The following is a 25,103-nucleotide window of genomic DNA, read 5'->3' as shown; positions in this document are numbered from 1 at the left end:
CCCGCGCATGACCGCCACGCCCAAGCACACCCGCCTGCTGATCCTCGGCTCCGGCCCCGCCGGCTACACCGCCGCGGTGTACGCCGCGCGCGCCAACCTGAAGCCGACGCTGGTCACCGGCCTGCAGCAGGGCGGCCAGTTAATGACCACCACCGACGTGGACAACTGGCCGGGCGACGTGGAAGGCCTGCAGGGTCCCGCGCTGATGCAGCGCATGGCCGAGCATGCCGAGCGCTTCCACACCGAGATGATCTTCGACCACATCCACTCGGTGGACGTGACCAAGCGCCCGTTCCGCCTCACTGGCGATTCCGGCGAATACACCGCCGACGCGCTGATCATCGCCACCGGCGCCACCGCCAAGTACCTTGGCATCGCCAGCGAAGAGAAGTTCAAGGGCAAGGGCGTATCCGCCTGCGCCACCTGCGACGGCTTCTTCTTCCGCGAGCAGGAAGTGGTGGTGATCGGCGGCGGCAACACCGCCGTCGAGGAGGCGCTGTACCTCTCCAACATCGCCAGCAAGGTCTACCTGGTGCATCGCCGCGACAAGCTGCGCGCGGAGAAGATCATGCAGGACAAGCTGTTCGAGAAGGCCGCCGCCGGCAAGATCGAGCTGGTGTGGAACCACACCGTCGACGAAGTGCTGGGCGACGATTCCGGCGTCACCGGCGTGCGCGTGAAGGACGTCCATTCGGGCGCCACCCGCGACATCGCCGCCACCGGCTTCTTCGTCGCCATCGGCCACACGCCCAACACCGGCATCTTCGCCGGCCAGCTGGACATGCACGACGGCTACCTGCGGATCAAGAGCGGCCAGAACGGCATGGCCACCATGACCTCGGTGCCCGGCGTCTTTGCCGCCGGCGATGTGGCCGACCACGTGTACCGCCAGGCGATCACCTCGGCCGGCTTCGGCTGCATGGCCGCGCTGGACGCCGAGCGCTGGCTGGAGCAGCAGAAGTCCGCATGAGCGTCGCTACACTGCATTACATCCACGATCCGCTGTGCGGCTGGTGCTACGCCGCGCAGCCCTTGGTGAGCGCAATGCAGGCACAACTGGGTGACCGCCTCGCGCTACGCCTGCACGGCGGCGGCCTGTTCGGCGAACCGCGCCGCGTGGATGCCGCGCTGGCGCAGCACATCGTGCATTCCGACGAACGCATCGCGCAGCTCAGCGGCCAGCCCTTCGGCGAGGCCTACAAGCAAGGTCTGCTGGCCGACGAAGGCACCGTGCTGTATTCGCTGCCGCCGATCGCGGCCGTGTTGGCCGCCGAATCGCTGGACGCGGCGAAGGCCTACCCGATGCTGGCCGCGATCCAGAACGCGCACTATCAGCGTGGCCTGCGCGTCGTCGAACCGCAGGTATTGACCGAATTGGCCGAAGAAATCGGCCTGGACGGCACGCACTTCGCGCAGGCACTGGCCCGTGCGGACGGCCATACCCTGTTCGAGCACGTGCAAGCCAGCCGCCGGCTGCTGGACGAGGCGGGCGGCCACGGCTTTCCCACCTTGCTGCTGGAAGTCGACGGACGCCGCACGCTGCTGCCACACCACCATTACTACGGTCGTCCTGACGCCTTCGTGCAGATGCTGGCCGGCCAGCTGCCGGCTGTGCATTGACGTTCCATTCGCGCACAGGGTGCGCTCCTGCGTTGGACAGTGTCCTCGCGGCTTCCGGTTCTTCGACGCAGGAATGCGCCCTGCGCGACTTCGCTTCGACCGAAGCCGCGCAAGACTCGACGCCGACCACCGAACATCCCAGCCAGTGCATGCGCAGACATCGGGCAGGCTCTAAGCTTTCCGTGTGATCGAAACACGCTTCCATCCGCGCATCGCCGACATCCCGGCCCCTGACTGGGATGCGCTGCGCCCCGACGGCAATCCCTTCGTCTCGCATGCCTTCCTGCACGCGCTGGAGGACGGCGGCTGCATCCGTCCCGACTGGGGCTGGCAGGCGCATCACCTCGGCCTGTACGAACGCGGGCGACTGCTCGCCGCTGCGCCGCTGTACCTCAAGAGCAACTCGCATGGCGAATTCGTGTTCGACTGGAGCTGGGCCGCGGCCTGGGAACGCGCCGGCGGCGACTACTACCCCAAGCTGCTCTGCGGCGTGCCCTATTCGCCCATCACCGGCCCGCGTCTGCTGACCAGCGGCGATGCCGAACTGCAGAGCGCGCTGGTCGATGCCATGCGCCGCGAGGCAGAACGCCTAGAGTTGTCGTCGATGCATGCCAACTTCCTGCCGGCCGATGAAGCAGACATCTTCGGCGCGGACTGGCTGGTCCGCTCGGATGTGCAGTTCCACTGGCGCAACCGCGGCTGGCGCGATTTCGACGGCTTCCTCGCCGCGCTGAACCACAAGAAGCGCGCGAACATCCGCCACGAACGGAAACACGTCGCCGCCGCCGGCCTGCGCATCGCCTGGCGCGACGGCGGCACGCTGACGGCCACCGAGTGGGACGCGGTGCACGCGCTCTACCTCGCCACCTTCGACGCCAAGGGCAACCATGCCGCGCTGACGCCTGCGTTCTTCCGCCAGTTGGGCGGCATGGCGCAGCTGGCGCTGGCGCACGACGAGGACGGCATCGCCGCGATGGCGTTGTTCCTCGAGGGTGACGGTGTGCTGTACGGACGTTACTGGGGCAGCCGCGTCGACGTGCCGGGGCTGCACTTCGAACTGTGCTACTACCGCGGCATCGAATACGCGATAGCGCGAGGCCTGCGCTGCTTCGAACCCGGCGCTCAGGGCGAGCACAAGTTGGCGCGCGGCTTTCTTCCCGTGCGCACGCACTCGCGGCACCTGCTGGTGCACGAAGGCTTCCGCGCCGCGGTGCGCGCGGCCTTGCGCGACGAAGCACAGGCCATGGATCGCTATGCGGACGAGTGCATGGAACACAGCCCGTATGCACAGGGCGCGCCGCGATGATCCGGCTTCCCCTGCTCGAATCCTCGGCTCCGGATCGTTTCCCCGATCCGCGCAGTGCGTTGCGCGACCCGAACGGACTGCTCGCCTTCGGCGGCGATCTTTCGCCTGCGCGGCTGTTGGCCGCCTACGGCCAGGGCATCTTCCCGTGGTACGGCGAGGGCGAACCTATCCTGTGGTGGTCGCCCGACCCGCGCTGCGTGTTCCGCACCGACGCTCTGCGCGTCAACCGCAGCCTGCGCCGGCAACTGCGTGGCAAGCCATGGCGGATAAGCGTGGACCAGGCATTCGACGCCGTGATCCATGCGTGCGCCGCACCGCGTGAAGAGGGCGGCGGCACCTGGATCGTGCCGGAGATGATGGCCGCCTACTCCGCACTGCACCGGTTGGGCCACGCGCACAGCGTGGAGGTGTGGGACGATGCGCGACTGGTGGGTGGCATTTACGGCGTGGCCGTCGGCCGGCTGTTCTGCGGCGAATCGATGTTCAGCGCTGAAAGCGGCGGCTCCAAACTCGCCCTAATGGCGCTGGCGGGGCTGCTGCGGCAATGGGGCTGGCCGCTGATCGACGCGCAGGTGGCGAATGCGCACACACTGGGCCTGGGCGCCGAGGAAATGCCGCGGGAAGATTACCTGCGCGAAGCGGCACGGCTCATCATCCTGCCCGGCCGCATGGGCAGCTGGGCATCCCACTCATCACCGATTCAACCCGGCGACCGCGGCTGCGCCTGACGCGCGACGGCGACGAAGATTACGGAAGCCGGACGTCCCGTATCTGGATGTAGCGGCTCGACCAGTTGCACGAGATCCATCCCCGCCGCTCCGAAAGCAGCCACCCAGCTGCCCAGCGTCCGGAAATACCAGGGCGCCGCCTGGCCGAAGCCCTCGCCGCACCCCACCCACGATCCTTCGCGCCAGCCATCCGCATAGGGCTCGCCGGCCATTGCGGGATGCAGGGTCTGCACGATCAGCGCACCGCCCGGCTCCAGCAGGCGCGGCGCCGCAACGAGCAGTGCATCGACCGATGCCCCGCCGAGCAGCGAGAAATTGCAGACCACCACGTCGGCCCGTTGATCCAGCGCACCCGAGGCAATGGCTTCATAGGACAAGATGCGAAAGTCGCCGCCCTTGGCGCGGGCTGTCTCGACCAGTGCCGGCACCGCATCCACGCCGAGCACCTGCACGCCCTTTTCGGCCAGCGCCCGCGCAAGCCAGCCTTCGCCGCAGCCCACGTCGATCGCCGTGCGCGGGGAATGCGCAAGCACGGCGTCGAGGATGGCCTGATCGGTCGCCAGCCTGCGGCTTTCGATGCGCCCCTCGCGCACGGCGCGCTCCCATGCCTGCGCGTTCGCGTGCCAGGCGTCGAGGATCCGTGCTTCCTCCGCGCCGGCAGCCACCTGATCAGCCGCCGCGGGCGGCGTACTTGCGCGCCACGTAATCGTCGAGGATGCCCACGAACTCGTTGGCGATGTTGTCGCCGCGCAGGGTCATCGCCTTCTCGCCGTCGATGAACACCGGCGCCGCCGGTGCTTCGCCGTTGCCCGGCAACGAGATGCCGATGTTGGCGTGCTTGGATTCGCCTGGCCCGTTCACCACGCAGCCCATCACCGCCAGGGTGAGGTTCTCCACGCCGTCGTATTTCACGCGCCACGTCGGCATCTGCGCGCGCACGTGTTCCTGCACGGTCTTCGCCAGCTCCTGGAAGAATTCGCTGGTGGTGCGCCCGCAGCCCGGACATGCGGTGACCAGCGGCGTGAACGAACGCAGGCCCATGGTCTGCAGCAGCTCCTGCGCCACGATCACCTCGCCGGTGCGCGACGCGCCCGGTTCCGGCGTGAGCGAGATGCGGATGGTGTCGCCGATGCCCTCCTGCAGCAGCACCGCCAGCGCGGCGCTGGACGCGGTGATGCCCTTGGAACCCATGCCCGCCTCGGTGAGGCCGAGGTGCAGCGCGTAGTCGCAGCGCGCGGCAATGTCGCGGTACACCGCGATCAGCTCCTGCACGCCGGACACCTTGCACGACAGGATGATGCGCTCGCGCGGCAGGCCGATCTTCTCGGCCAGCGCGGCGGAATCCAGCGCCGAACGGATCAGCGCCTCGCGCGCCACATGGCTCGCGTCCCATGGCTCGGCGCGCTGCGCGTTCTCGTCCATCAGCATGGCGACCATGCTCTGGTCCAGCGAACCCCAGTTGGCGCCGATGCGCACCGGCTTGCCGTACTGGATCGCCTTCTCGATGATCGCGCCGAACTGCGCGTCCTTCTTCTTGCCGAAGCCCACGTTGCCGGGATTGATGCGGTACTTCGCCAGCGCCTCGGCACAGGCCGGCTCCTGCTCCAGCAGCTGGTGGCCGTTGTAGTGGAAGTCGCCGATGATCGGCACGTCCACGCCCATCATCGCCAGCCGCTCGGCGATGCGCGGCACCGCCGCCGCAGCAGCCGGGGTGTTCACCGTGATGCGCACCAGCTCGGAGCCGGCACGTGCCAGCTCGGCGATCTGCTTCGCGGTGGACACCGGATCCTCGGTGTCCGTGTTGGTCATCGACTGCACCACGATGGGCGCACCGCCGCCCACGAGCACCTTGCCGATCTGCACACCGACATTGGGGCGTCGTGCCAGCGGCAGGGCTTCGCACGGCTTCGTGTTGTTGGAATCGTTCATGCAGGCAACCATGGATCTGTGGCCGCAAGGGAGGCGGCCCGAGTGCGAAAGTCTAGCGGAACCCTCGTGACAGTCGATCGCTCCATACATCAGGCATTACCTGCACAACTGCCGCCAACCTACTGTTGCGCAAGCGCTGAGAGTGCCAGGACATGCTAGTCTCGTCTGCTCATGCACGCGCCTGACGACCACGCCGCTCCACCCCGCCACATCCTCACGCCCACCACGCTGAACCGGCTGGTGCGCGGCCTGCTGGAAGATGCGTTGCCGCTGGTGTGGATCGAGGGCGAACTGTCCAATGTGGCGCGTCCCGCTTCGGGGCATCTCTATTTCACGCTCAAGGACAGCGGCGCCCAGGTGCGCTGCGCGATGTTCCGCCCGAAAAGCGCCGCGCTGCGCTTCAAGCCCGCTGACGGCATGCAGGTGCTGCTGCGCGCCCGGGTGGGCCTGTACGAACCCCGCGGCGAATTCCAGCTGGTGGCCGAGCACATGGAGCCGGCCGGCGAAGGCGCGCTGCAGCGCGAGTTCGAGCGGCTGAAGGCGCAACTGGATGCCGAAGGCCTGTTCGACTCCGCGCGCAAGCGACCGTTGCCCCGCTACGCGCGGCGCATCGGCGTCATCACCTCCGCCACCGGTGCAGCGGTCCGCGACGTGCTCAGCGTGCTCGCGCGGCGCTGGCCACTGGCCGAAGTGGACGTGCTGCCGGTGCCGGTGCAGGGCCGCGAGGCGCCGCCTGCCATCGTCGCCATGTTGAAGAAGGCTTCGGCCAGCGCGCGCTACGATGTGCTGCTGGTCACCCGCGGCGGCGGCTCGCTGGAAGACCTGTGGGCCTTCAACGACGAAACCGTGGCACGCACCATCCATGCAAGCGCAGTGCCCGTGGTGAGCGCGGTGGGGCACGAGGTGGATTTCAGCATCGCCGATTTCGTGGCCGACCTGCGCGCGCCTACGCCGTCTGCTGCCGCCGAGCTGCTGGTGCCCGACGCACAGACCACTCTGCGTCATCTGCGCCAGCTGCGGCAACGCCTTGCGCTGCTCGAGCAACGCCGCCTGCAGTCGTTGACCCAGCGCGTCGACCATCTGCTTGCCCGCCTGCAGGCGCAGCGCCCGCAGGCACGGCTGTCGCGCGACCGCGAACGCCTCGCGCATCTGCAGCACCGCCTGCTCACCGTGCTGCGCGAACGCCGGCAGCGCGATCGCACCCGGCTGGATCGCCTGCATGCCCGTCTGCTGGCACGCCATCCGCAGCAGCGACTGCCGCTGCTGCAACGGCAGCTGGCCGAACAGTCTCAGCGCCTGCGCCAGGCCATCGCCCGCCAGCTGGAACGCGATCGCCACGCTCTACAGCAGGCCGCTCGCACCCTGCATGCCGTCAGCCCACTGGCCACGCTCGAGCGCGGCTACGCCATCCTGTTCGATGCGGATGGCAAGGTACTGCGATCCGCGCAAGGCGCCGAATCCGGCGATGTCTTGCGTGCGCGGCTGGCGGACGGCGAGTTGACGTTGCGAGTCGACAAGTAAGACCGACAAAGCCATATAGCCAAGCAGGTAGAGAACCATGGCTGCCCATCAGGCATGGGGCGCAGCCGTGGCCGGTACCGTCCGTTACGCCTTCGGCTTCCATTCCATATCCAGACCGCCTTCGAATGCGAGGCTCGGCACGGCAAATATCGCGCAGAGCGGCAGGCGCACAAACGATGCAGATGCTCGGTACTGTGCGGTTCCCTGATACGGAACCTGTATCTAGCTATTGGACGACAGGGGCAAAGCGGCATCCATTACGAGAGATATCGCGGCGTCAAAAATAAAAAGGGAGGCGCACTGCGCCTCCCACTATCAATTTATATCACCCACGGGGACTTGCGGCAATGCGCAAGGCCAGAAATAGAATCGCGGCCCTGTCGATAGGACAGGACACGCAAGGTAACCAGGCCGATGCACCCTGATCATGAGTGGATTCCGGTTTCTCCTGAGAATTGCGATTCGGTGGCCGGCCCGTTCTACCACGGAACAAGGGCAGAGCTATCGGTCGGCGACCTGCTGACTGCGGGCTTCAGATCCAATTACAACGACAGCGTTGTAATGAACCACATCTATTTCACCGCCCTGCCAAAAGGAGCCGGGCTTGCCGCAGAAATAGCCAAAGGCGACGGCAGTCCACGAGTCTACGTCGTGGTGCCGACGGGGAAATTCGAAGACGACCCCAACGTCACAAACAAAAAGTTCCCGGGCAATCCAACGCAGTCATACCGAAGCAGGCATCCGTTGAAAATCGTTGGCGAACTCGAAAGCTGGGAGCCCTACGATTCGGAGTTCATCCGGCAATTGAGAAGCCGCATCGAGATAGGGATGGGCGAAATCATCAACTGAAGAGGGCAATAGATATGTCCTCTAGGTGCAGTTTGTGCCAGGTTGGGGGCGCCTGATTCGGAGATGCTCCGCTACGACGGCATCAGATACCGAATGGCTTCATCGCCTCTCAGGCGGCCAAGCCGGCTCATGCGGCACCCGGCTTGGTCGCAGGCGCATTCCAGCCCATCATGTTGTAGACCTTGTAGCGCCACACGCCGACGTATTCGTGCAGTGCGGCGTCCGCTACCGCAAAGTTCCACGACAGTGGCCACCAGCTCATAAGCGGCTCCACCCAGTCGCCGCGTACCGGCGTGGCCACGATGCCGAAATGCGCGAAATACAGGCTGGCGCGATTCAGGTGCACGGCGGAAGACACCAACACCACGCGCTGCGCACCGTAGCCACGCAGCAGTGGCGCGCTGAACTGGGCGTTCTGCCAGGTGTTCATGCTGCGCGGCTCCAGCAGCAGATCGCCGGCCGGAACGCCCAAGCGCTGCAGCAATGCGCCGTATACCGTAGCCTCCGGCCGACCGATGTGCAGGGCATCGCCGCCGCTCACTTCCAGCTTGCAGTCGTTGCCGCTGGCCTTGCACTCGCGGTACAGCGCCAGCGCTTCGTTGATGCGCCCATGCGCGAACAACGCAGGCTCCACCACGCCGGCCGGCGTGCGCACCGTACCTGCACCCAACAACACGATGGCATTGCGCGGCGCCCATGCCACCGACGGCTGCTGCACGTACGGCCCCTGCAGATTGTGCAGCAGCCACGCCGGCAGCGGGCCGCAACCCGTGGCGAGGAACAACAGCACGGCCAGGCCCCAGGAGACGCCCGCCATGCGCCGCCGCTTCAGCGCATGCAACACTAACCCCAGCAGCACGAGAACGATCAGCACACCCAGCGACATTGCACCATCCCATCCGAGGCGAAGCCCGCAGGGTAATGCAAAGGCATGACGCCTTGCCCTACCCTGCGTGCATGAATGAGCCGCTGTGCACCCTCGCTGCCGCATGCCATCATGCGGAGGAAATCAAGAAGAGCCGATTTCTTGCGCAGGCTGCGCCAGTGGGTACGCCGGAGCAGGCATTGGCCTTCGTTCGCACCGTGTCAGCTGTCGATGCCACGCACAACTGCTGGGCCTACCGCATCGGCCAGGACTATCGCTTCAACGACGACGGCGAGCCCGGCGGCACCGCGGGGCGCCCCATCCTGCAGGCCATCGAAGGCCAAGGCTGCGATCGCGTGGCGGTGGTGGTGACACGCTGGTACGGCGGCATCAAGCTCGGCGCCGGCGGCCTTGCCCGCGCCTACGGGGGCACCGCGGCGGAATGCCTGCGCACCGCCGAACGCGTGGCCATCGTGGCGATGGCGCGGCTGGGCTTCCGCTGCGACTTCGCGGAGCTGGCGCTGTTCAAGGCACGCCTGCGCGAACTGGAAGCCGAAACCGTGCGCGAGGAATTCGGTGCCGATGGCGTGACGCTGGAATGCGAGTTGCCTGCGCAGCGCATTGCCGATGTCCAGGCACGCATCAGCGATCTCAGCCGCGGCCGGATCGCGGCGCGCCGGCTCGACTGAGCGCGATTTCCGCACGCCTCGTCGAATCGCCACAATTTCGGCTTGTGGATGACCCATGGGCTGTTCACACTGCGCGGCCACACCCTACGCCGGCTCGACGGCGAGCACCGCCCATCTCGAAAAGGGAACCCATGCCACGCCTGCCAGGCCTCGATCTGCTGCGCGCCATCGCCATCGTCTGGGTGATGCTGTTCCATTCGTGGATGATCGGCGGCATCGGCGGCCCGCTCCAACCTGTCGCCGACTACGGCTGGATGGGCGTGGATCTGTTCTTCGTGCTCAGCGGCTACCTGATCGGCCAACAGCTGCTGGAACCCTTGAGTCGTGGCGAGCCGCTGCAATTCGGCGCGTTCTACCTGCGGCGCGCCTTCCGCATCCTGCCGGCCTTCTTTGCGGTGCTGGCGGTGTACCTGTTGTTTCCCGGCTGGCGCGAAGCGCCGGGCCTGCAGCCGGCATGGCAGTTCATCACGTTCACGGTGAATCTGTTGATCGATTACGAGCATAACCAGGCGTTCTCGCATGCCTGGTCGCTTTGCGTGGAGGAACATTTCTACCTGCTGTTCCCATTGTTGGCGTGGTGGCTGGCGCGGCGTTCGTCGCGGGCGCTGGTCGTCGCCGGCGGCGTGCTGATCGTGGCGGTCGGCATGCTGTTGCGCGCCGATGCCGTGCTGCAGGGGAAGAACTGGCTGGAAAGCGTCTACTACCCGACCTGGACGCGGTTGGACGGTCTGCTGGACGGCGTGATGCTGGCGACCATCCAGGCGTATCGCCCGCGCTGGTGGGCCGGCATGCAGCAGCGCGCCAACGCGCTTGCCATAGCGGGCCTACTGCTGGCCGCCGCCGCGATCTGGCTGTTCCGCGACAAGTCCGGTTTCGCCGCCAGTGTGTTCGGCTTCCCTCTGCTCTCGCTTGCGCTGGCCTTGCTGGTGGCCGCTGCAGCCGATACCCGCAGCTGGCTGGGGCGCTGGCGCGTGCCAGGCGCAGGCTGGATCGCCGGTATCTCGTACAGCCTCTATCTCAGCCACAAACTGCCCATGCACGCGGTGCACGAAGCGCTGGCGCACTGGCCTGCAATACATGGAATCGCCGTCTTCGCTGCATACGCGGCAGCCATCCTGGCCACCGGCGCACTGCTGCATTACGCCATCGAACGGCCCTTCCTACGGCTGCGCAACCGGCTAGGCATCACCGGCCGCCGCAACACCGCCGACGCGCAGCTCGCGGTCCCGGCGCTGGATGGTTGAATCGCCAGGCAACCTCCCCCATCTGATTCGGGTTGCGGCACACCAGCCGCCCAGCGCGAAATCCCATGAGCGAACCCGCCACGCCACGCGCCACCCGCCGCATCAACTCCCTGCGCGGACTCTGGCCATTCCTCAAGCCGCACCGTGCGCTGGCCGTTGGCTGGCTGCTGTTCCTCGGCCTGTCCTCAGGGGCCTCGCTGGTCTTGCCGATGGCGTTCCGCTACATCATCGACAAGGGTTTCGGGCACTCCAGCCCGGCAGTGATCAACGAGACCTTCATCGCGCTGTTCGGCGTGGCCCTGGTGCTGGCGGTGGCCACCGCGGCGCGCTATTTCTGCATCACCCTGCTCAGCGAGCGCGCGCTGGCCGATCTGCGCAGCACGCTTTATGCGCAGGTGATCCGGCTCGACGTCGGCTTCTTCGAACGCAGCCGTGTCGGCGAACTCCTGTCGCGGTTGAGTGCCGATACCGAAGTCGTGCAGGCACTGGTGGGTTCGGGCGTGTCGGTGGCGCTGCGCAGCGCGGTGATGCTGCTCGGTGCGGCCGTAGCCATGGCGTGGACCGCGCCTTCGCTGGCTGGGCTCACTGCGCTGGTGATCCCGGCCGTGATGCTGCCGATCCTGGTATTCGGCCGACGCGTGCAGAAACTGTCGCGGGCCAGCCAGGACCGCCTTGCCGATGCCGCCGCGATCGCCAACGAAACACTCAATGCCTCCACCGCAGTGAAGGCCTATGCCCGCGAGTCCATCGAAAGCGCGCGCTACGGCGACGCGATCGGTCGCGCCCTGGCCACCGCGCGCCGACGCATCGGCACGCGCGCGCTGCTTACCATGGCAGTGATCGTGTTGGTGTTCGGCGCGATCACCCTGGTGCTGTGGGAAGGCGCGCACCAGGTGCTGGCCGGCACGCTTGATCCCGGCGTGCTGGGGCAGTTCGTGCTCTATGCGGTGTTCGCCGCCGGCTCGGTGGCAGGCCTGTCCGAGGTCTGGGGCGACGTGCTGCGCGCCGCTGGCGCGATGGAGCGCCTGGGCGAACTGCTCGCCGAACGCCCAGGCATTACCGAACCGGCCCAGCCGCTGGTACTGCCCAACCCGGTGCATGGCGCGCTGCGCTTCGAGGGCGTGAACTTCCATTACCCGAGCCGGCCCCAGGCCGCCGCACTGCATGACTTCACACTAGACGTGCGCCCCGGCGAGACCGTCGCCTTGGTCGGCCCCTCCGGCGCCGGCAAGAGCACGGTGTTCTCGCTGCTGCTGCGCTTCTACGACCCGCAATCGGGCCGCATTAGCATCGACGGCGTCGACCTGCGCGCATTGCGGCTCGCCGAGCTGCGCGGCGCCATCGCTCTGGTGCCGCAGGAGACCGTGATCTTCAGCGGCAGCGCCACCGACAACATCCGCTTCGGCCGCTCCGATGCCGCCGACGGCGAAGTGGTCGAAGCCGCGCGCGCTGCCGAAGCCAACGACTTCATCAGCGCCCTGCCCGACGGCTACGCCGCCGAAATGGGCGAACGCGGGGTGCGCCTCTCCGGCGGCCAGCGCCAACGCATCGCCATCGCCCGCGCGATTCTGCGGGATGCCCCCTTGCTGCTGCTCGACGAGGCCACCTCCGCCTTGGATGCCCAGTCCGAAGCCGCGATCCAGCAGGCGCTGGCGCGACTGGAACAAGGCCGCACCACCCTGGTCATCGCCCACCGCCTCGCTACCGTGCAGCGCGCCGACCGCATCGTGGTCATGGACGGCGGCCGCATCGTGGCGCAGGGCACGCACGAGAGCCTGCTGGCCGAAGGCGGCCTGTACGCGGAGCTGGCGCGGCTGCAGTTCGTGGCGTAAAGCCATGCCACGCGAGGGCGCACGCTTTGCGCGGCCGCGCTTCGCGAGGCATTCGTGCGCAGGGCGCGGCACAACGGATGGGTGGTGCCCGAGGCGGGGGTCGAACCCGCATAGCCTTGCGGCCGAGGGATTTTAAGTCCCTTGCGTATACCAGTTTCGCCACTCGGGCAGCGAATGAAGCGCCTGTGCGCAGGCGGCACGGATCGTAAACGAAAAACCCGCCGGGAGGCGGGCTTCGATACGCTGGTTTGGAGGCCTAGGTCGGAATCGAACCGGCGTACGCGGATTTGCAGTCCGCTGCATGACCACTCTGCCACCAGGCCAAACTGCGATGAAACTGGAGCGGGAAACGAGACTCGAACTCGCGACCCCGACCTTGGCAAGGTCGTGCTCTACCAACTGAGCTATTCCCGCTTGGTGAGCCGTCAATGATAGCAGAAGAACGCCGCATGGGAAGCCCCAGCCAGCCAAGCCGACGCCCGGCCCCGAAACGACGAAGCCCCGGCGAACCGGGGCTTCGTGCTTGAAACTGGAGCGGGAAACGAGACTCGAACTCGCGACCCCGACCTTGGCAAGGTCGTGCTCTACCAACTGAGCTATTCCCGCTTGGGAGGGCGCATTCTAATACGCGAACCTGCTACGTCAAGTCTCAATCGCCGTTGCGCGCGCCATGCTGCGGCGGCGCATCGCCACGCAGGCTGGGCCATGCCGCACGCAGGTAATACAGGCCCGACCAGATGGTGAGCACGCCGGCAAGCACCAGCAGCGCCTCGCCGATGTGGTACAGGCGCAGCGCGGTGGCTTCCTTCTCGTGCTGCACGATCAGCACCACCAGCGCCACGATCTGCATCACCGTCTTCAGCTTGCCGATGAAGGCCACTTTCACCGTAGCACTCAGCCCGACTTCGGCCATCCATTCGCGCAGTGCGGAAATGCTGATCTCGCGCCCCACGATCACCGCCGCCGTCACCGCCATCACGATGCTGGACCAGCCTTCCGGGTGCGACTCCACCAGCAGGAACAGAGTCACCGCCACCATCAGTTTGTCGGCCACCGGGTCGAGGAAGGCGCCGAAGGCCGAAGTGAGGTTCATCCGCCGCGCGAGGAAACCGTCCAGCCAGTCGGTGACGGCCGCAAGCAGGAACACGATCGCCGCCGTGATGTTGTGGCCGTGGAACGGCAGGTAGAACACCACCACCATCACCGGCAGCAACAGCACGCGGAACAGGGTCAGCCAGGTGGGAAGGTTGATGTGCATGGGGTCGCCTGCGGATTTGCCACAGTGTCGCATGCCGCCACGTCACGCGCAGCGCGACAGCACTATGCGATGCGGAACAGTTCAGCCATGCAGCGCGTCGTAGATGCGTTCGGCCAGGCCGCGGTCGATGCCTTTCACGCGCATCAATTCCTCCACACCGGCGGCTTCCACGCCGGCCAGGCCGCCGAAGGTCTTGAGCAATGCGGTACGACGTCGCGCCCCCACGCCGGGCACGTCTTCCAGCACGCTGCGCTCGCGTGCCTTCTCGCGACGCTTGCGGTGACCGCTGATCGCGAAGCGGTGCGATTCGTCGCGTACCGCCGCCACGAGATGGAGTGCCGGTGAAGTCGGGCCAGGATGGATCTCGCGCCCTTGATCGACCAGGATCAGGGTCTCCTCGCCCGCGCGGCGCGCCGGGCCCTTGGCCACGCCGACCACGTGGATGCCGATGACGCCGAGTTCCTTCAGCACGTCCAGCGCCTGCGCCACCTGGCCACCACCGCCGTCGATCAGCAGCACATCGGGCCTGACGCCCTCGCCTTCGGCCACCTTGCGGAAGCGCCGGGTCAGCGCCTGGTGCATGGCGGCGTAGTCGTCGCCGGGCGTAATGCCTGCGATGTTGAAGCGGCGGTAGTGCGACTTCTCCGGCCCTTCCGGCCCGAACACCACACAGGACGCCACGGTGAGTTCGCCGCGCGTATGGCTGATGTCGAAGCACTCGAGGCGCAGCGGCGGCTCGGGCAGCTCCAGCAGCTTCTGCAGGTCCTCGAAGCGCGCGCCCAATGTTTGACGGCTGGCGAGACGCTGGGTGAGCGAGGCCTGCGCGTTGCGCTCGGCCATCTGCAGGAAGCGCGCGCGTTCGCCGCGCACGCTGCTCTTCAGCTCCACCGCATGCCCGCTCTGTTCCGTCAGCACTTCGGCGAGCAAGGCCTGTTCGGCGAGCTCATCGCCCAGGATCAATTCGCGCGGCACAGGACGGTCCAGGTAGTACTGCGCCACGAATTGCGCCAGCACGTCGGCCGGTTCGGCATCCAGCGGCAGGCGCGGAAAGAAGTCGCGCGTGCCCAGGCTGATGCCGTCGCGGAAGAACAGCACGCTTACGCAGGCCAGGCCCGACTCGATGCGGCAGGCGATCACATCCATGTCGGCGCTGGCGCCCTGCACATGATGCTGCGCCTGCAGCTGTCGCAGCGCCGCCACCTGGTCGCGCAACCCGGCAGCCCGTTCGAAGTCCAATTTCGCGCTGGACTGTTCCATCGCCACCGCGAGCTCGTCGATCACGGCGCTGCTGCGGCCCCCGAGGAACATCTCGGCATGGCGTACATCGCCGGCATAGTCCTCTTTCGAGACCAGCCCCACGCACGGCGCAGTGCAACGGCCGATCTGGTACTGCAGGCAAGGGCGCGAGCGGTTGCGGAAGTAGCTGTCCTCGCACTGGCGCACCTTGAACAGCTTCTGCATCAGCCCCAGGCTCTCGCGCACCGCGAAGGTGCTGGGATACGGGCCGAAGTAGCGCCCCGGCAAATTCTTCGCGCCGCGGTGGAAGGCCAGCCGCGGATAATCCTCGCCACCGGAAAGGTAGATGTAGGGATAGCTCTTGTCGTCGCGCAACATGATGTTGTAGCGCGGCTTCAGCGACTTGATCAGCTGCGATTCCAGCAGCAGCGCCTCGCCTTCCGTGCGCGTGACGGTGGTTTCGCAGCGCGCGATCTGCGAGATCATCGCAGCGATGCGCGGCTCCAGGCGCGGCTTGAGGAAATAGCTGCCTACGCGCTTCTTCAGGTTGCTGGCCTTGCCCACATACAGCAGCTCGCCATCCGCGTCGAAGTAGCGGTAGACGCCGGGCGAGGTGGTCAAGGTGCGGACGAAGGCCTTGCCGTCGAAGGCCTGCGGCGATGTGGGCTGCATGTGCGGATTCTAGCCGGTTCGGCTACCCACGGCCGGTATCATGGAGACTCTGGTCGATTGCCTGGCGAGGGCGTCCATGGGTTGCCTGCCGATTCCCATCCTGTTCGTGCTCGGCGTGCTGATCGGCAACTGGCTGTGGGGCGACCAGGGCGCGCTGTGGGGTGCGGGCGTCGGTCTGCTGCTCGGCCTGATCCTGTTCGGCATCTTCGTCGCGAAGCTGCGGCAGCGGCGCTGAGCAGCGCTTCAGCGATTGGTGTCGCGCAGACGCTCGACCAGACCGGCAACGCCACGTTCGGCCAGTTTCACCGCCGCCGAGAAACCGGCCGCGTCGCCATACCACGGGTCGGGAAATTCCACCGGCGGCGCCGCGCCCGTCCATTCCAGGAACAATGCGGCCCGCTCCGCTTCTTCCTGCGTGGCGGCAAGCTTGCGCAGCCCGCGCAGGTTGTCGCTATCCATCGCCAGCAGCAAGTCGTAGTCCGCAAAATCGCGCTCGCGCAACTGGCGCGCGCGATGTATCGACAAGTCGTAGCCAGCGGCGCGGGCCGCCGCGATCATGCGCGTATCCGCGCCCTCGCTCGCATGCCAGCCGCCGGTGCCGCAGGAGGCTACAGCCACGTCCAGTCCTGCCTCGGCCAGACGCTTGCGCGCCACGGCTTCCGCCAAGGGCGAGCGGCAGATGTTGCCGAGGCAGACGAGCAGTACGCGCCGCACGCTCACCCTTGCGTCTTCAGCCATTGCTCGGCGCGCGCAAGGTCGGCCTCGGTGTCGATGCCGGGCGGGAACGGTTCGGGCGTGAGCCGCACCGCGATGGCGTGACCGTGCTCCAGCACGCGCAACTGCTCCAGCGACTCGGCCTGCTCCAGCGGCGTGCGCGCCAGGCGTGCGTATTGCGCGAGGAAACCGGCGCGGTAGGCATAGATGCCGATATGGCGAAGGAACGGCACGCCCGGCGGCACCGCTTCGCGGCTCGCAGCGAAGGCATCGCGTGCCCACGGCAGCGGCGCGCGGCTGAAGTACAGCGCGCGACCGTTCGCGCCATGCACCAGCTTCACCACGTTGGGGTCGAACAGTTCGTGGGCATCGGTGAGCAGCGTCGCCAGCGTGGCCATGGGCGCATCATCCTCGGCCAGTGCGCGCGCGACTTCGCGGATGCCCGCGGCCGGCGCGAACGGCTCGTCGCCCTGCAGGTTCACCACGATGGCGTCGTCGGCCCAGCCGCACAGCACGGCGCATTCGGCCAGACGATCGCTGCCGGAGGCATGGTCGGCGCGTGTCATGCACACCTTCACGCCCTGCCCGGCCAGCGCGTCGACGATGCGCGCATCGTCCGTCGCCACCACCACGTCCGCGGCCCCTGCCTGCAAGGCCCGTTGCGCCACGCGCACCACCATCGGCACGCCGGCGATCTCGCGCAACGGCTTGGCCGGCAGGCGGGTGGAGCCGTAACGGGCGGGAATGGCGACGATGAAGGGCGGGACGACGGACATGGCGGACTCGCGATCAGGTTGGCCGCGACTTTAACCGAAGTGCCGTTGGCGGCCGCAGATGCGAGGGCGGCGCAAGACCGAACCCTCACCCCTTTCCCGTAGGGAGAGGGGCAAACTTCGCATGATGAAGCCGCCTCTACTACATCGGGGGAGACACCAAGCATCGCATGGTGAAATCCCTCTCCCACCGGGAGAGGGTGCCGGCAGGCGGGTGAGGGTTCGGCCGCAGCGGGCACCCCAAACCCATTGCCCCGCTGTCAGTCCGCGACTTCCAGCGCAAAGCCGCAGCCGTTCGCCAATGCCATGAACCCTGGGAACGAAGTGGCCACGTGGCGGCAATCGTCGATGCGCACCGGCGCCTGCGCCACCAATCCGGCCACGGCGAAACTCATCGCAATGCGATGGTCGGTGAGGCTTTCCACCGTGCCGCCGGCGAGCGTGCCGCCGTGGATGGTCGCGCCGTCCGGCGTTTCGTCCACCGTGATACCCAGGACACGCAGGCCCGTCGCCATCGCGGCGAGGCGGTCGGATTCCTTGACGCGCAATTCGGCGGCCCCACGGATGACGGTACGGCCTTTGGCCACCGCCGCCGCGACGAACAGCGCCGGGAATTCGTCGATCATGTCAGGCACCAGCGCCTCGGGCAGTTCGACGCCGTGCAGCGGCGTGTGGCGCACCACCAGGTCGCCCACCGGCTCGCCGCCGCTTTCGCGCGGGTTCTCGATGCGGATGTCCGCGCCCATCAGGCGCAGCGCTTCAAGCAGGCCAGTGCGGCGCGGATTGAGTCCCACCGCCGGTAGCCGCAGTTCGGACCCGGGCACGATGCTCCCCGCAACCAGGAAGAACGCGGCGGAAGAGAAATCCGCCGGCACGTCCACGTCGGTGGCACGTAGCGCGTGGCCGCCGGACAGCTTCGCGCGGCCGGGTTCGAACGCGATCGGCCAGCCGAACGCGGCCAGCATGCGCTCGGTGTAGTCGCGCGTGGGATGCGGCTCGATGACTTCGGTTTCGCCTTCGGCATACAGGCCGGCCAGCAGCAGCGCCGACTTCACCTGCGCGCTGGCCACCGGCAATTCGTAGCGGATGCCATGCAGAGGCTGGCCGCCACGCACCTGCAGCGGCGGCAGGCCGTCCTGTGTGTCGATGCGTGCGCCCATCTCGGCCAGCGGGTTGGTCACGCGCCGCATCGGCCGCTTCGACAGCGAAGCGTCGCCGATCAGGGTGCTGTCGAACGCCTGCCCTGCGAGCAGGCCCGCGAGCAGGCGCATGCCGGTGCCGGCGTTGCCGCAATCCAGTGGGTTCGCGCTGGTGCGCAGGCCGTGTAAGCCAACGCCGTGCACCACGCGCTCGCCTTCGGCCGGCGTCTCGATGCGTACGCCGAGTTGCTGCAGCACGGCGGCCGTGGCGCGGGTGTCCTCGCCTTCGAGGAAACCGCGGATGCACGACGTGCCTTCGGCCAGCGCGCCGAACATCAGCGCGCGGTGCGAAACCGATTTGTCGCCTGGCACGCTCACGTCGCCGCGCAGCGGCCCCGCCGGGCGGCTGCTCCAATCCAGCTTTCCGCTCATGGCAAGGCCACCGGGTAGGAGCCGAGCACGCGCAACTGCGCGACCGACTGCTCGATCTCCTTCACTGCCGCCTGCAAGGCTTCGTCCTGGATGTGGCCGGAGACGTCGATGAAGAACGCGTACTGCCACTTGCCGCTGTGCGCGGGGCGCGACTCGATGCGGTTGAGGCTCACGCCGTGCTGCGCAAACGGGCTGAGCACGTGGTACAGCGCGCCCGGCTGGTCGTTTACCGTGATCAGCAGCGAGGTGCGGTCGTTGCCCGACGGCGGGAACAGCGAGCGGCCGATGACGAGGAAGCGCGTGGTGTTGTCGGCGCGGTCCTCGATGCCGGTGGCCAGCGTCTTCAGGCCGTACACCTTGCCCGCCGTCTCGCCGGCGATGGCGCCCGCGTCGTCGGTATGGCGCGCCAGGCGTGCGGCCTCGGCGTTGCTGCTCACCGCCTCGCAGGTCACGTGCGGCAGGTTCATGCGCAGCCACGCCTTGCACTGCTGCAGCGATTGCGCATGCGCGTAGACGCGCTTGATGGATTCCAGGCTGCCCGCCATCGAATGCAGGCACTGGTGCACGCGCAGCTCCACTTCGCCGCAGATGCGCGCATCGGACGTGAGGAACATGTCCAGCGTCACCTGGATCATGCCCTGGCCCGAGTTCTCCACCGGCACCACGCCGAAGTCGGCATGCCCGGCGGCGACCTCCTGGAACACCTCCTCGATGCTGCCCAGCGGCAAACCGTAGGCGGCATGGCCGAAGTGCTTGCGCACGGCCTGCTCGCTGAAGGTGCCCTCGGGGCCGAGGTAGCCGATCTTCAGGGGATCTTCCTGCGCAAGGCAGGAGGACATGATCTCGCGGAACAGCCGCACCATCTCTGTGTCCGACAGCGGACCCTTGTTGCGGTCCACCACCATGCGCAGCACGTGCGCCTCGCGCTCGGGGCGGTAATAGTCGATGGCGGAAAGGCCTTCGCCCTTCACCCGCGCCACTTCCTGCGCCCAGTTGGCGCGCTCGGAGATCAGCTCCTGGATCTGCCGGTCGATGCTGTCGATGCGCTCGCGCACATTGGCCAGCGAGGTTTTGCTTTCGGTCATGATGGATATCTGGACGGATGTCTGGATGGATAGAAGGCCAAATGCATGATGCCTGAAAGGCTCAACCGTGTCGCGCAGCGAAGTCGCGCATGAACGCGACCAGCGCGTCCACCGCCTCCGGCGGCACCGCGTTGTAGAGCGAGGCGCGCATGCCGCCCAACGCCTTGTGCCCTTTCAGCGCGAACAGGCCGGCCGCCTCGGATTCGGCAAGGAACACGGCATCGAGCGCGCCGTCGTGCAGGGTGAACGGCACGTTCATGCGCGAGCGCGCGGCCGGATCGATGGCGTTGCGGTAGTAGCCGCCGGAGCCGTCGATGGCGGCATACAGGCGTTCGGCCTTGCCGCTGTTGCGCTCGCCCATCGCGGCAAGGCCGCCCCGCTTCTTCAGCCACTCGAAGGTGAGCCCGGCGAGATACCAGCCCCAGGTGTTCGGTGTGTTGAGCATGGAATCGTTCGCCGCATGCTCGGCATAGCGGAAGATCTTCGCCATCGGCAGCGTCGCGCGCGCCAGCAGGTCGCGGCGCACGATCATCAGCACCAGGCCGGAAGGACCGATGTTCTTCTGCGCGCCGGCGTAGATCAGGCCGAAGCGGCGCACGTCCAGCGGCGCGGAGAGGATGTCGGACGACATGTCCGCCACCAGCGGCACGTCGCCGGTATCGGGAACGTCATGGAACTGCACGCCGTGGATGGTTTCGTTCGGCGTGTAGTGCACATAGGCGGCGCGGGGATCCAGCCGCCATTCCGCGCGTGGCGGCAGGTGGCGGTAGCCGTCGCCCTTGCTGCTGGCGGCCACGTTCACGCGCACGTAGGGCGCGGCTTCGTTCGCGGCCTTCTCGCCCCAGTGGCCGTTGACGATGTAGTCGGCGCCGGCGCCCTCGGCCGCCAGGTTCATCGGGATCTGCGCGAAGTGCTGGGTGGCGCCGCCCTGCAGGAACAGCACGGCGTAGTCGTCCGGGATCGCGGCCAGTTCGCGCAGATCGGCTTCCGCCTGTGCCGCCATCGCGATGAAGCGCTTGCCGCGGTGCGACTGCTCCATCACCGACATGCCGCTGCCGTTCCAGTCCAGCAGTTCGCGTTGCGCGCGCTCGAGCACCTCGCGCGGCAGCGCCGCCGGACCCGCGCTGAAGTTCCACACCTGGCTCACCGATTGCTCCACGTAGCTGTGTCCACCGCATTATGGCGCGGCGCAGCATGGAAGCGTCAATGGGATTCTATGAAGCGGTGTGGCCGGTGCTGGCTGCAAGAATTCAGAAGCGCAGCCACAGCATTAGCGCGATGCCCAGTGCCAGCACCGCGGCGGTGACGAGCAGCCACCACACTTCGCCGCGCGGACCGGCGCTGTCTTCGGGCAAGGCCGGCGCAGGCGCTTCGGGCGGCGCAGCCACGGGTTCGGCTTCCATGCCAGGGGCGTCGAGCACGAAGCGGTGTGGGCCCAGACTGATCTGGTCTCCGGGCTGCAGCTCCAGGCGCTGCACCACCGCGCCGTTCACGCGCAGCGGGTAAGCCGCCGAAGCCTGTACCACTTCGAGCAGCAGGCGCCCATCCAGCCAGTGCAGCTTGAGGCTGGCGGTTTCACCTTGCGGCAGCTCCAGCGGGTAGCGGCCGTAGGCCCCGAGTTCAAGCCCGTCGCCGACGGAAAGCACGCGCCCCGACAGGGCGCCGGCCAGTGCACGCAACGCCGCCGTATCGCGCGCCTGCACCGGGGCGACCATCGCTTCGCGCTGTTGCGGCGGTACGTCGTCGCACAGCAGCATGCGGCAATCGCCCACGCTCAGCATGTCTCCCGGGCGCAGCAAGGCACGCTCGCGCACCGGCCGCGCGTTCACGTACACGCGCGTGGCCGAAGGCAGCACCGCCAGCACCCAGCCGCGCTGATCCTGTTCGATGCGCAGATGTCGCGGCGCAGCCTGCCCCGCCGACAACACCAGGTCGTTGTCCGCCGCGCTGCCTATCCGCAATTGAGGTGCCGTCCACGGGAAATCCTCGCGGGCGGAATGGAGAAACTCGATGCGCATCGCCGTACCAATCCATTGACCACGGCACTCTAGCATGCGATTCCTGAGCAGCAGCTCACGTTTTCCATGCCTGCGCAGGCGGCTTATGATGCCGGGCCGCCCACGGAAATCACGCATGCCCAGCATCGACATCCAACGCCCCCACCACCTGCCGCTGCCGGAAGCCCGCGCCGTGGTCGAGAAGGTGGCCGCACGCATGCACGAGAAATTCGACATGGCCGGTCGCTGGGAAGGCGACACCCTGCATTTCTCCCGCCCGGGCGTGAACGGCCGGATCGCGGTTGGCGGCGACACGATCCGCGTGCACGCCGAACTGGGCATGCTGCTGTCCCCGCTCAAGGGTATGGTCGAGCAGGAAATCCGGCGGAAACTGGACGAATACTTCGCCTGAGGGCGGGGATCCCCGCAACGGTATTTTGACCAAACGCCTGACCATGGCATAATTGCCGGCTTGTGCGGCCATCACGGCCGCTCGCGACCCGGACCACATGGCCAAAGACGACGTCATCGAAATGGAAGGCACGGTTCTCGAAACCCTGCCCAATACCATGTTCCGTGTGCAACTGGAGAACGGGCACGTTGTCATCGCCCATATCTCCGGCCGCATGCGCAAGCATTACATCCGCATCCTCACGGGCGACAAGGTCAAGATCGAAATGACCCCGTACGACCTGAGCAAGGGGCGGATCACCTACCGCATGAAATAAACCTGGGACGCTCCCGCGCTGAACTCAGTTCACGCGGCAGGCGGAGCCGAAGCACCCCCGTTGCCGTGACAGTCCTCCGACTTCGGGCGCGAATGGTGCGAAAAGCAAAAGGCCGCGTCATGCGCGGCCTTTTGTGTGCCTGAGGCCAGCGATTACTCGACCACGGCCGGCAGCTGCTCCGCCGCCTCGCAGTCCACCGACAGCTCGCCGTCCTTCACGCCCAGCGTGACCTTGCCGCCCTCGGCCAGCTTGCCGAACAGCAGTTCGTCGGCCAGCGCGCGCTTCACCTTCTCCTGGATCACCCGCGCCATCGGGCGTGCGCCCATCTGCGCGTCGAAGCCGTGCTCGGCCAGCCAGCGGCGGGCATCGGCGTCGACGTCCAGGCTGACGTGCTTGTCGGCCAGTTGGGCTTCCAGCTCGATCAGGAACTTGTCCACCACGCGCAGGATGTGCTCGAAGTCCAGCGAGTTGAACTGGATGATCGCATCGAGGCGGTTGCGGAACTCCGGCGTGAAGGCGCGACGGATCGTTTCCATCGAGTCGGTGCGGTGGCTCTGCTCGACGAAGCCGATACTGCGCCGCGCGGCCTGCGCCGCGCCGGCGTTGGTGGTCATCACCAGGATCACGTTCTTGAAGTTCGCCTCGCGTCCGTTGGTGTCGGTGAGCACGCCGCGGTCCATCACCTGCAACAGGATGTTGTAGACGTCGGGGTGCGCCTTCTCGATCTCGTCCAGCAACAGCACCGCGTGCGGATGCTTGGTCACCGCCTCGGTGAGCAAGCCGCCCTGGTCGAAGCCCACGTAGCCCGGGGGGGCGCCGACCAGGCGCGACACCGAATGCGCCTCCATGTACTCGGACATGTCGAAGCGGATCATCTCGATACCCAGCTGCATGGCGAGCTGGCGGGTGACCTCGGTCTTGCCCACGCCGGTGGGGCCGGCCAGCAGGAAGGAACCGATCGGCTTGGCCGGGTCGGCCAGGCCGGAACGCGCCATCTTGATCGAGGCGGCCAGCGCCTCGATCGCCGTGTCCTGCCCGAACACCACCATCTTGAGGTTGCGCTCCAGGTTCTTCAGCACGTCGCGGTCGGAGGCCGACACCTGCTTGGCGGGGATGCGCGCCATCTTGGCGACGATGTATTCCACCTCGGGCACGTCGATCTTGCCGGTGCGCTGCCCCTCGGGCAGCAGGCGCTGACGGGCGCCAGCCTCGTCGATCACGTCGATGGCCTTGTCGGGCAGCAGGCGGTCGGGGATGTGCTTCACCGACAGGTCCACCGCCGCCTTCAGCGACTCGTTGGTGTAGATGACGTTGTGGTGTTCCTCGAAGCGCGAACGCAGGCCCCTGAGGATCTCGATGCTGTCGGCCACCGAGGGCTCGACCACGTCGATCTTCTGGAAACGACGGGCCAGCGCGCGGTCCTTCTCGAACACGCCGCGGTATTCCTGGAACGTGGTCGAACCGATGCAGCGCAACTCGCCGGAGGCCAGCAGCGGCTTGATCAGGTTGCTGGCATCCATGGTTCCGCCCGAGGCGGAACCGGCACCGATGATGGTGTGGATCTCGTCGATGAAGAGGATCGCGCCCGGCTGCTTCTTGAGCTGGGCGATGACGCCCTTGAGGCGCTTCTCGAAATCACCGCGGTACTTGGTGCCGGCCACCAGCGCGCCCAGGTCGAGCGACCAAATCGTGGCGTTCTCCAGCACCTCGGGCACCTCACCGTCGACGATGCGCTTGGCCAGGCCTTCGGCCAAAGCAGTCTTGCCCACGCCGGCGTCGCCCACGTACAGCGGGTTGTTCTTGCGGCGGCGGCACAGCACCTGGATGGTGCGCTCGATCTCGTCGGCACGGCCGATCAGCGGATCGATCTTGCCTTCCAGCGCACGCTCGTTGAGATTGCTGGCGAACTCGGCGAGCGAATTGCCTTTGGCTTCGCCGCCCTCCTCGCCCTCGCGCTCGCCGCCGCCGGGCGCGCCCGAGGCCGGCTCTTCGCCCACCTTGGCGATGCCGTGCGAGATGTAGTTGACCACGTCGAGCCGGGCGATCTCCTGCTGGTGCAGGAAGTACACGGCGTGGGAGTCCTTCTCGCCGAAGATCGCCACCAGCACGTTGGCCCCGGTGACCTCCTTACGGCCCGAGGACTGCACATGGTAGACCGCGCGCTGCAGCACGCGCTGGAAACCCAGCGTCGGCTGGGTGTCCCGCTCGTCGCCGTGCGGCAGCACCGGCACGGTCTCGGCGATGATCTTCTCCAGCTCGCGGGTGAGCCGCGGCAGGTCCACGCCGCAGGCGCGCAACGCCCCCAACGCGGACTGGTTGGCGGTGAGTGCGAGCAGCAGATGTTCCACGGTCATGTACTCGTGGCGCTGTTCGCGGGCCTGCTTGTAGCACTGGCCGATGGTGACTTCGAGATCCTTGCTGAACATCCGGACCGTCTCCGTTGCAATGGCGGGGCGGCAAAGCCGCGATGGCTACGAAATGGGGCC

General features: G+C 67.2%; 24 protein-coding genes and 4 tRNA genes. 12 read left to right on the top strand and 16 right to left on the bottom strand.

The window, feature by feature from the left end; translation table 11 throughout:
* The first annotated feature begins 7 nt into the window (after nt 1-7).
* From trxB to aat, 4 genes are all read left to right on the top strand, one after another.
* Complete coding sequence (gene trxB, locus IHE46_RS05765; protein WP_192163644.1) at nt 8-970, top strand: thioredoxin-disulfide reductase; 963 nt, start codon at nt 8-10, stop codon at nt 968-970.
* A complete protein-coding gene (locus IHE46_RS05760) occupies nt 967-1,620 on the top strand; it encodes a DsbA family protein (RefSeq protein ID WP_192163643.1) in 654 nt (217 codons plus the stop codon). Before trxB ends, IHE46_RS05760 begins: the two co-directional genes overlap by 4 nt.
* Before the next feature lie 184 nt (nt 1,621-1,804).
* Nucleotides 1,805-2,926 (top strand): GNAT family N-acetyltransferase, encoded by a 1,122-nt coding sequence (locus tag IHE46_RS05755; RefSeq protein ID WP_192163642.1) that lies wholly within the window; start codon nt 1,805-1,807, stop codon nt 2,924-2,926.
* Nucleotides 2,923-3,654 carry a leucyl/phenylalanyl-tRNA--protein transferase gene (gene aat / locus IHE46_RS05750; protein WP_192163641.1) on the top strand — a complete coding sequence of 244 codons (732 nt, stop codon included), beginning with the start codon at nt 2,923-2,925 and terminating at the stop codon, nt 3,652-3,654. Before IHE46_RS05755 ends, aat begins: the two co-directional genes overlap by 4 nt.
* On the opposite strand, the gene IHE46_RS05745 is transcribed toward aat, so the two are convergent.
* Nucleotides 3,627-4,319, bottom strand: a complete 693-nt coding sequence (locus tag IHE46_RS05745) for a methyltransferase domain-containing protein (RefSeq protein ID WP_192163640.1) — start codon at nt 4,317-4,319, stop codon at nt 3,627-3,629. The two genes, aat and IHE46_RS05745, sit on opposite strands and share 28 nt — an antisense overlap.
* Before the next feature lie 4 nt (nt 4,320-4,323).
* Nucleotides 4,324-5,583, bottom strand: coding sequence for a flavodoxin-dependent (E)-4-hydroxy-3-methylbut-2-enyl-diphosphate synthase (ispG, locus tag IHE46_RS05740; RefSeq protein ID WP_192163639.1), 1,260 nt, complete (start codon nt 5,581-5,583; stop codon nt 4,324-4,326).
* Between the two features lie 171 nt (nt 5,584-5,754).
* Here ispG and xseA point away from each other — a divergent pair, with 171 nt between their 5' ends.
* A complete protein-coding gene (gene xseA, locus IHE46_RS05735; RefSeq protein ID WP_192163638.1) occupies nt 5,755-7,104 on the top strand; it encodes an exodeoxyribonuclease VII large subunit in 1,350 nt (449 codons plus the stop codon).
* Between the two features lie 414 nt (nt 7,105-7,518).
* The gene (gene arr / locus IHE46_RS05730) at nt 7,519-7,953 is read left to right on the top strand and encodes an NAD(+)--rifampin ADP-ribosyltransferase (protein WP_192163637.1); all 435 of its coding nucleotides are present in this window, start codon (nt 7,519-7,521) and stop codon (nt 7,951-7,953) included.
* Nucleotides 7,954-8,080: 127 nt separating this feature from the next.
* On the opposite strand, the gene IHE46_RS05725 is transcribed toward arr, so the two are convergent.
* Nucleotides 8,081-8,839 carry a YdcF family protein gene (locus IHE46_RS05725; protein WP_192163636.1) on the bottom strand — a complete coding sequence of 253 codons (759 nt, stop codon included), beginning with the start codon at nt 8,837-8,839 and terminating at the stop codon, nt 8,081-8,083.
* Nucleotides 8,840-8,910: 71 nt separating this feature from the next.
* Between IHE46_RS05725 and IHE46_RS05720 the strand changes: the two genes are divergently transcribed.
* The 3 genes from IHE46_RS05720 to IHE46_RS05710 all read left to right on the top strand — a co-directional run bounded on the left by IHE46_RS05720 (nt 8,911) and on the right by IHE46_RS05710 (nt 12,583).
* Nucleotides 8,911-9,507: a YigZ family protein gene (locus tag IHE46_RS05720; RefSeq protein WP_192163635.1), complete on the top strand. Its 597-nt coding sequence runs from the start codon at nt 8,911-8,913 to the stop codon at nt 9,505-9,507.
* A 131-nt stretch (nt 9,508-9,638) separates the two neighbouring features.
* Entirely contained in the window at nt 9,639-10,751 is a 1,113-nt protein-coding gene (locus tag IHE46_RS05715) for an acyltransferase (protein ID WP_192163634.1), read from the top strand.
* A 65-nt stretch (nt 10,752-10,816) separates the two neighbouring features.
* Nucleotides 10,817-12,583 carry an ABC transporter transmembrane domain-containing protein gene (locus IHE46_RS05710; protein WP_192163633.1) on the top strand — a complete coding sequence of 589 codons (1,767 nt, stop codon included), beginning with the start codon at nt 10,817-10,819 and terminating at the stop codon, nt 12,581-12,583.
* 82 nt (nt 12,584-12,665) lie between these two features.
* Here the strand turns inward: IHE46_RS05710 and IHE46_RS05705 are convergent.
* From IHE46_RS05705 to uvrC, 6 genes are all read right to left on the bottom strand, one after another.
* A tRNA-Leu gene (locus IHE46_RS05705) sits at nt 12,666-12,752 on the bottom strand.
* Between the two features lie 80 nt (nt 12,753-12,832).
* A tRNA-Cys gene (locus tag IHE46_RS05700) sits at nt 12,833-12,906 on the bottom strand.
* Between the two features lie 15 nt (nt 12,907-12,921).
* Nucleotides 12,922-12,997: transfer RNA gene (locus IHE46_RS05695), tRNA-Gly, on the bottom strand.
* Nucleotides 12,998-13,113: 116 nt separating this feature from the next.
* Nucleotides 13,114-13,189 (bottom strand) — tRNA-Gly (locus IHE46_RS05690).
* Nucleotides 13,190-13,232: 43 nt separating this feature from the next.
* Nucleotides 13,233-13,841 carry a CDP-diacylglycerol--glycerol-3-phosphate 3-phosphatidyltransferase gene (gene pgsA / locus IHE46_RS05685; RefSeq protein ID WP_192163632.1) on the bottom strand — a complete coding sequence of 203 codons (609 nt, stop codon included), beginning with the start codon at nt 13,839-13,841 and terminating at the stop codon, nt 13,233-13,235.
* Nucleotides 13,842-13,922: 81 nt separating this feature from the next.
* The gene (gene uvrC / locus IHE46_RS05680) at nt 13,923-15,749 is read right to left on the bottom strand and encodes an excinuclease ABC subunit UvrC (protein ID WP_192163631.1); all 1,827 of its coding nucleotides are present in this window, start codon (nt 15,747-15,749) and stop codon (nt 13,923-13,925) included.
* Nucleotides 15,750-15,825: 76 nt separating this feature from the next.
* On the opposite strand from uvrC, the gene IHE46_RS05675 reads away from it, so the two are divergent.
* Complete coding sequence (locus IHE46_RS05675; RefSeq protein WP_192163630.1) at nt 15,826-15,984, top strand: hypothetical protein; 159 nt, start codon at nt 15,826-15,828, stop codon at nt 15,982-15,984.
* Nucleotides 15,985-15,992: 8 nt separating this feature from the next.
* Here the strand turns inward: IHE46_RS05675 and IHE46_RS05670 are convergent, their stop codons facing one another.
* The 6 genes from IHE46_RS05670 to IHE46_RS05645 all read right to left on the bottom strand — a co-directional run bounded on the left by IHE46_RS05670 (nt 15,993) and on the right by IHE46_RS05645 (nt 21,910).
* Entirely contained in the window at nt 15,993-16,469 is a 477-nt protein-coding gene (locus IHE46_RS05670; RefSeq protein ID WP_192163629.1) for a low molecular weight protein-tyrosine-phosphatase, read from the bottom strand.
* Nucleotides 16,466-17,239, bottom strand: a complete 774-nt coding sequence (gene kdsB / locus IHE46_RS05665) for a 3-deoxy-manno-octulosonate cytidylyltransferase (RefSeq protein WP_192163628.1) — start codon at nt 17,237-17,239, stop codon at nt 16,466-16,468. The genes IHE46_RS05670 and kdsB overlap by 4 nt, the downstream gene beginning before the upstream one ends.
* 257 nt (nt 17,240-17,496) lie before the next feature.
* Nucleotides 17,497-18,807, bottom strand: a complete 1,311-nt coding sequence (aroA, locus tag IHE46_RS05660) for a 3-phosphoshikimate 1-carboxyvinyltransferase (protein ID WP_192163627.1) — start codon at nt 18,805-18,807, stop codon at nt 17,497-17,499.
* Nucleotides 18,804-19,892, bottom strand: coding sequence for a prephenate dehydratase (pheA, locus tag IHE46_RS05655; protein WP_192163626.1), 1,089 nt, complete (start codon nt 19,890-19,892; stop codon nt 18,804-18,806). Before pheA ends, aroA begins: the two co-directional genes overlap by 4 nt.
* A gap of 61 nt (nt 19,893-19,953) precedes the next feature.
* Nucleotides 19,954-21,039: a 3-phosphoserine/phosphohydroxythreonine transaminase gene (serC, locus tag IHE46_RS05650; protein WP_192163625.1), complete on the bottom strand. Its 1,086-nt coding sequence runs from the start codon at nt 21,037-21,039 to the stop codon at nt 19,954-19,956.
* Nucleotides 21,040-21,142: 103 nt separating this feature from the next.
* Entirely contained in the window at nt 21,143-21,910 is a 768-nt protein-coding gene (locus IHE46_RS05645) for an FHA domain-containing protein (protein WP_192163624.1), read from the bottom strand.
* Between the two features lie 115 nt (nt 21,911-22,025).
* On the opposite strand from IHE46_RS05645, the gene IHE46_RS05640 reads away from it, so the two are divergent.
* Nucleotides 22,026-22,301 carry a polyhydroxyalkanoic acid system family protein gene (locus IHE46_RS05640; protein WP_192163623.1) on the top strand — a complete coding sequence of 92 codons (276 nt, stop codon included), beginning with the start codon at nt 22,026-22,028 and terminating at the stop codon, nt 22,299-22,301.
* A 97-nt stretch (nt 22,302-22,398) separates the two neighbouring features.
* Nucleotides 22,399-22,617: a translation initiation factor IF-1 gene (infA, locus tag IHE46_RS05635; protein WP_077485337.1), complete on the top strand. Its 219-nt coding sequence runs from the start codon at nt 22,399-22,401 to the stop codon at nt 22,615-22,617.
* A 152-nt stretch (nt 22,618-22,769) separates the two neighbouring features.
* Here the strand turns inward: infA and clpA are convergent, their stop codons facing one another.
* A complete protein-coding gene (clpA, locus tag IHE46_RS05630) occupies nt 22,770-25,043 on the bottom strand; it encodes an ATP-dependent Clp protease ATP-binding subunit ClpA (protein ID WP_192163622.1) in 2,274 nt (757 codons plus the stop codon).
* Between the last annotated feature and the right edge of the window lie 60 nt (nt 25,044-25,103).

This window comes from Rhodanobacter sp. DHG33 (genome assembly GCF_014843005.1).
Lineage (GTDB): Bacteria > Pseudomonadota > Gammaproteobacteria > Xanthomonadales > Rhodanobacteraceae > Rhodanobacter_A.
This window is presented reverse-complemented; position numbering and strand designations above follow the sequence as displayed.

Coding starts and splice junctions, on each gene's coding strand:
- pgsA (WP_192163632.1), bottom strand. CDS start 13,841: ATGCACATCAACCTTCCCACCTGGCTGACCCTGTTCCGCGTGCTGTTG.
- aat (WP_192163641.1), top strand. CDS start 2,923: ATGATCCGGCTTCCCCTGCTCGAATCCTCGGCTCCGGATCGTTTCCCC.
- IHE46_RS05710 (WP_192163633.1), top strand. CDS start 10,817: ATGAGCGAACCCGCCACGCCACGCGCCACCCGCCGCATCAACTCCCTG.
- trxB (WP_192163644.1), top strand. CDS start 8: ATGACCGCCACGCCCAAGCACACCCGCCTGCTGATCCTCGGCTCCGGC.
- kdsB (WP_192163628.1), bottom strand. CDS start 17,239: ATGTCCGTCGTCCCGCCCTTCATCGTCGCCATTCCCGCCCGTTACGGC.
- infA (WP_077485337.1), top strand. CDS start 22,399: ATGGCCAAAGACGACGTCATCGAAATGGAAGGCACGGTTCTCGAAACC.
- IHE46_RS05645 (WP_192163624.1), bottom strand. CDS start 21,910: ATGCGCATCGAGTTTCTCCATTCCGCCCGCGAGGATTTCCCGTGGACG.
- IHE46_RS05725 (WP_192163636.1), bottom strand. CDS start 8,839: ATGTCGCTGGGTGTGCTGATCGTTCTCGTGCTGCTGGGGTTAGTGTTG.
- xseA (WP_192163638.1), top strand. CDS start 5,755: ATGCACGCGCCTGACGACCACGCCGCTCCACCCCGCCACATCCTCACG.
- clpA (WP_192163622.1), bottom strand. CDS start 25,043: ATGTTCAGCAAGGATCTCGAAGTCACCATCGGCCAGTGCTACAAGCAG.
- aroA (WP_192163627.1), bottom strand. CDS start 18,807: ATGAGCGGAAAGCTGGATTGGAGCAGCCGCCCGGCGGGGCCGCTGCGC.
- ispG (WP_192163639.1), bottom strand. CDS start 5,583: ATGAACGATTCCAACAACACGAAGCCGTGCGAAGCCCTGCCGCTGGCA.
- IHE46_RS05760 (WP_192163643.1), top strand. CDS start 967: ATGAGCGTCGCTACACTGCATTACATCCACGATCCGCTGTGCGGCTGG.
- IHE46_RS05720 (WP_192163635.1), top strand. CDS start 8,911: ATGAATGAGCCGCTGTGCACCCTCGCTGCCGCATGCCATCATGCGGAG.
- IHE46_RS05640 (WP_192163623.1), top strand. CDS start 22,026: ATGCCCAGCATCGACATCCAACGCCCCCACCACCTGCCGCTGCCGGAA.
- IHE46_RS05715 (WP_192163634.1), top strand. CDS start 9,639: ATGCCACGCCTGCCAGGCCTCGATCTGCTGCGCGCCATCGCCATCGTC.
- uvrC (WP_192163631.1), bottom strand. CDS start 15,749: ATGCAGCCCACATCGCCGCAGGCCTTCGACGGCAAGGCCTTCGTCCGC.
- IHE46_RS05675 (WP_192163630.1), top strand. CDS start 15,826: ATGGGTTGCCTGCCGATTCCCATCCTGTTCGTGCTCGGCGTGCTGATC.
- pheA (WP_192163626.1), bottom strand. CDS start 19,892: ATGACCGAAAGCAAAACCTCGCTGGCCAATGTGCGCGAGCGCATCGAC.
- arr (WP_192163637.1), top strand. CDS start 7,519: ATGCACCCTGATCATGAGTGGATTCCGGTTTCTCCTGAGAATTGCGAT.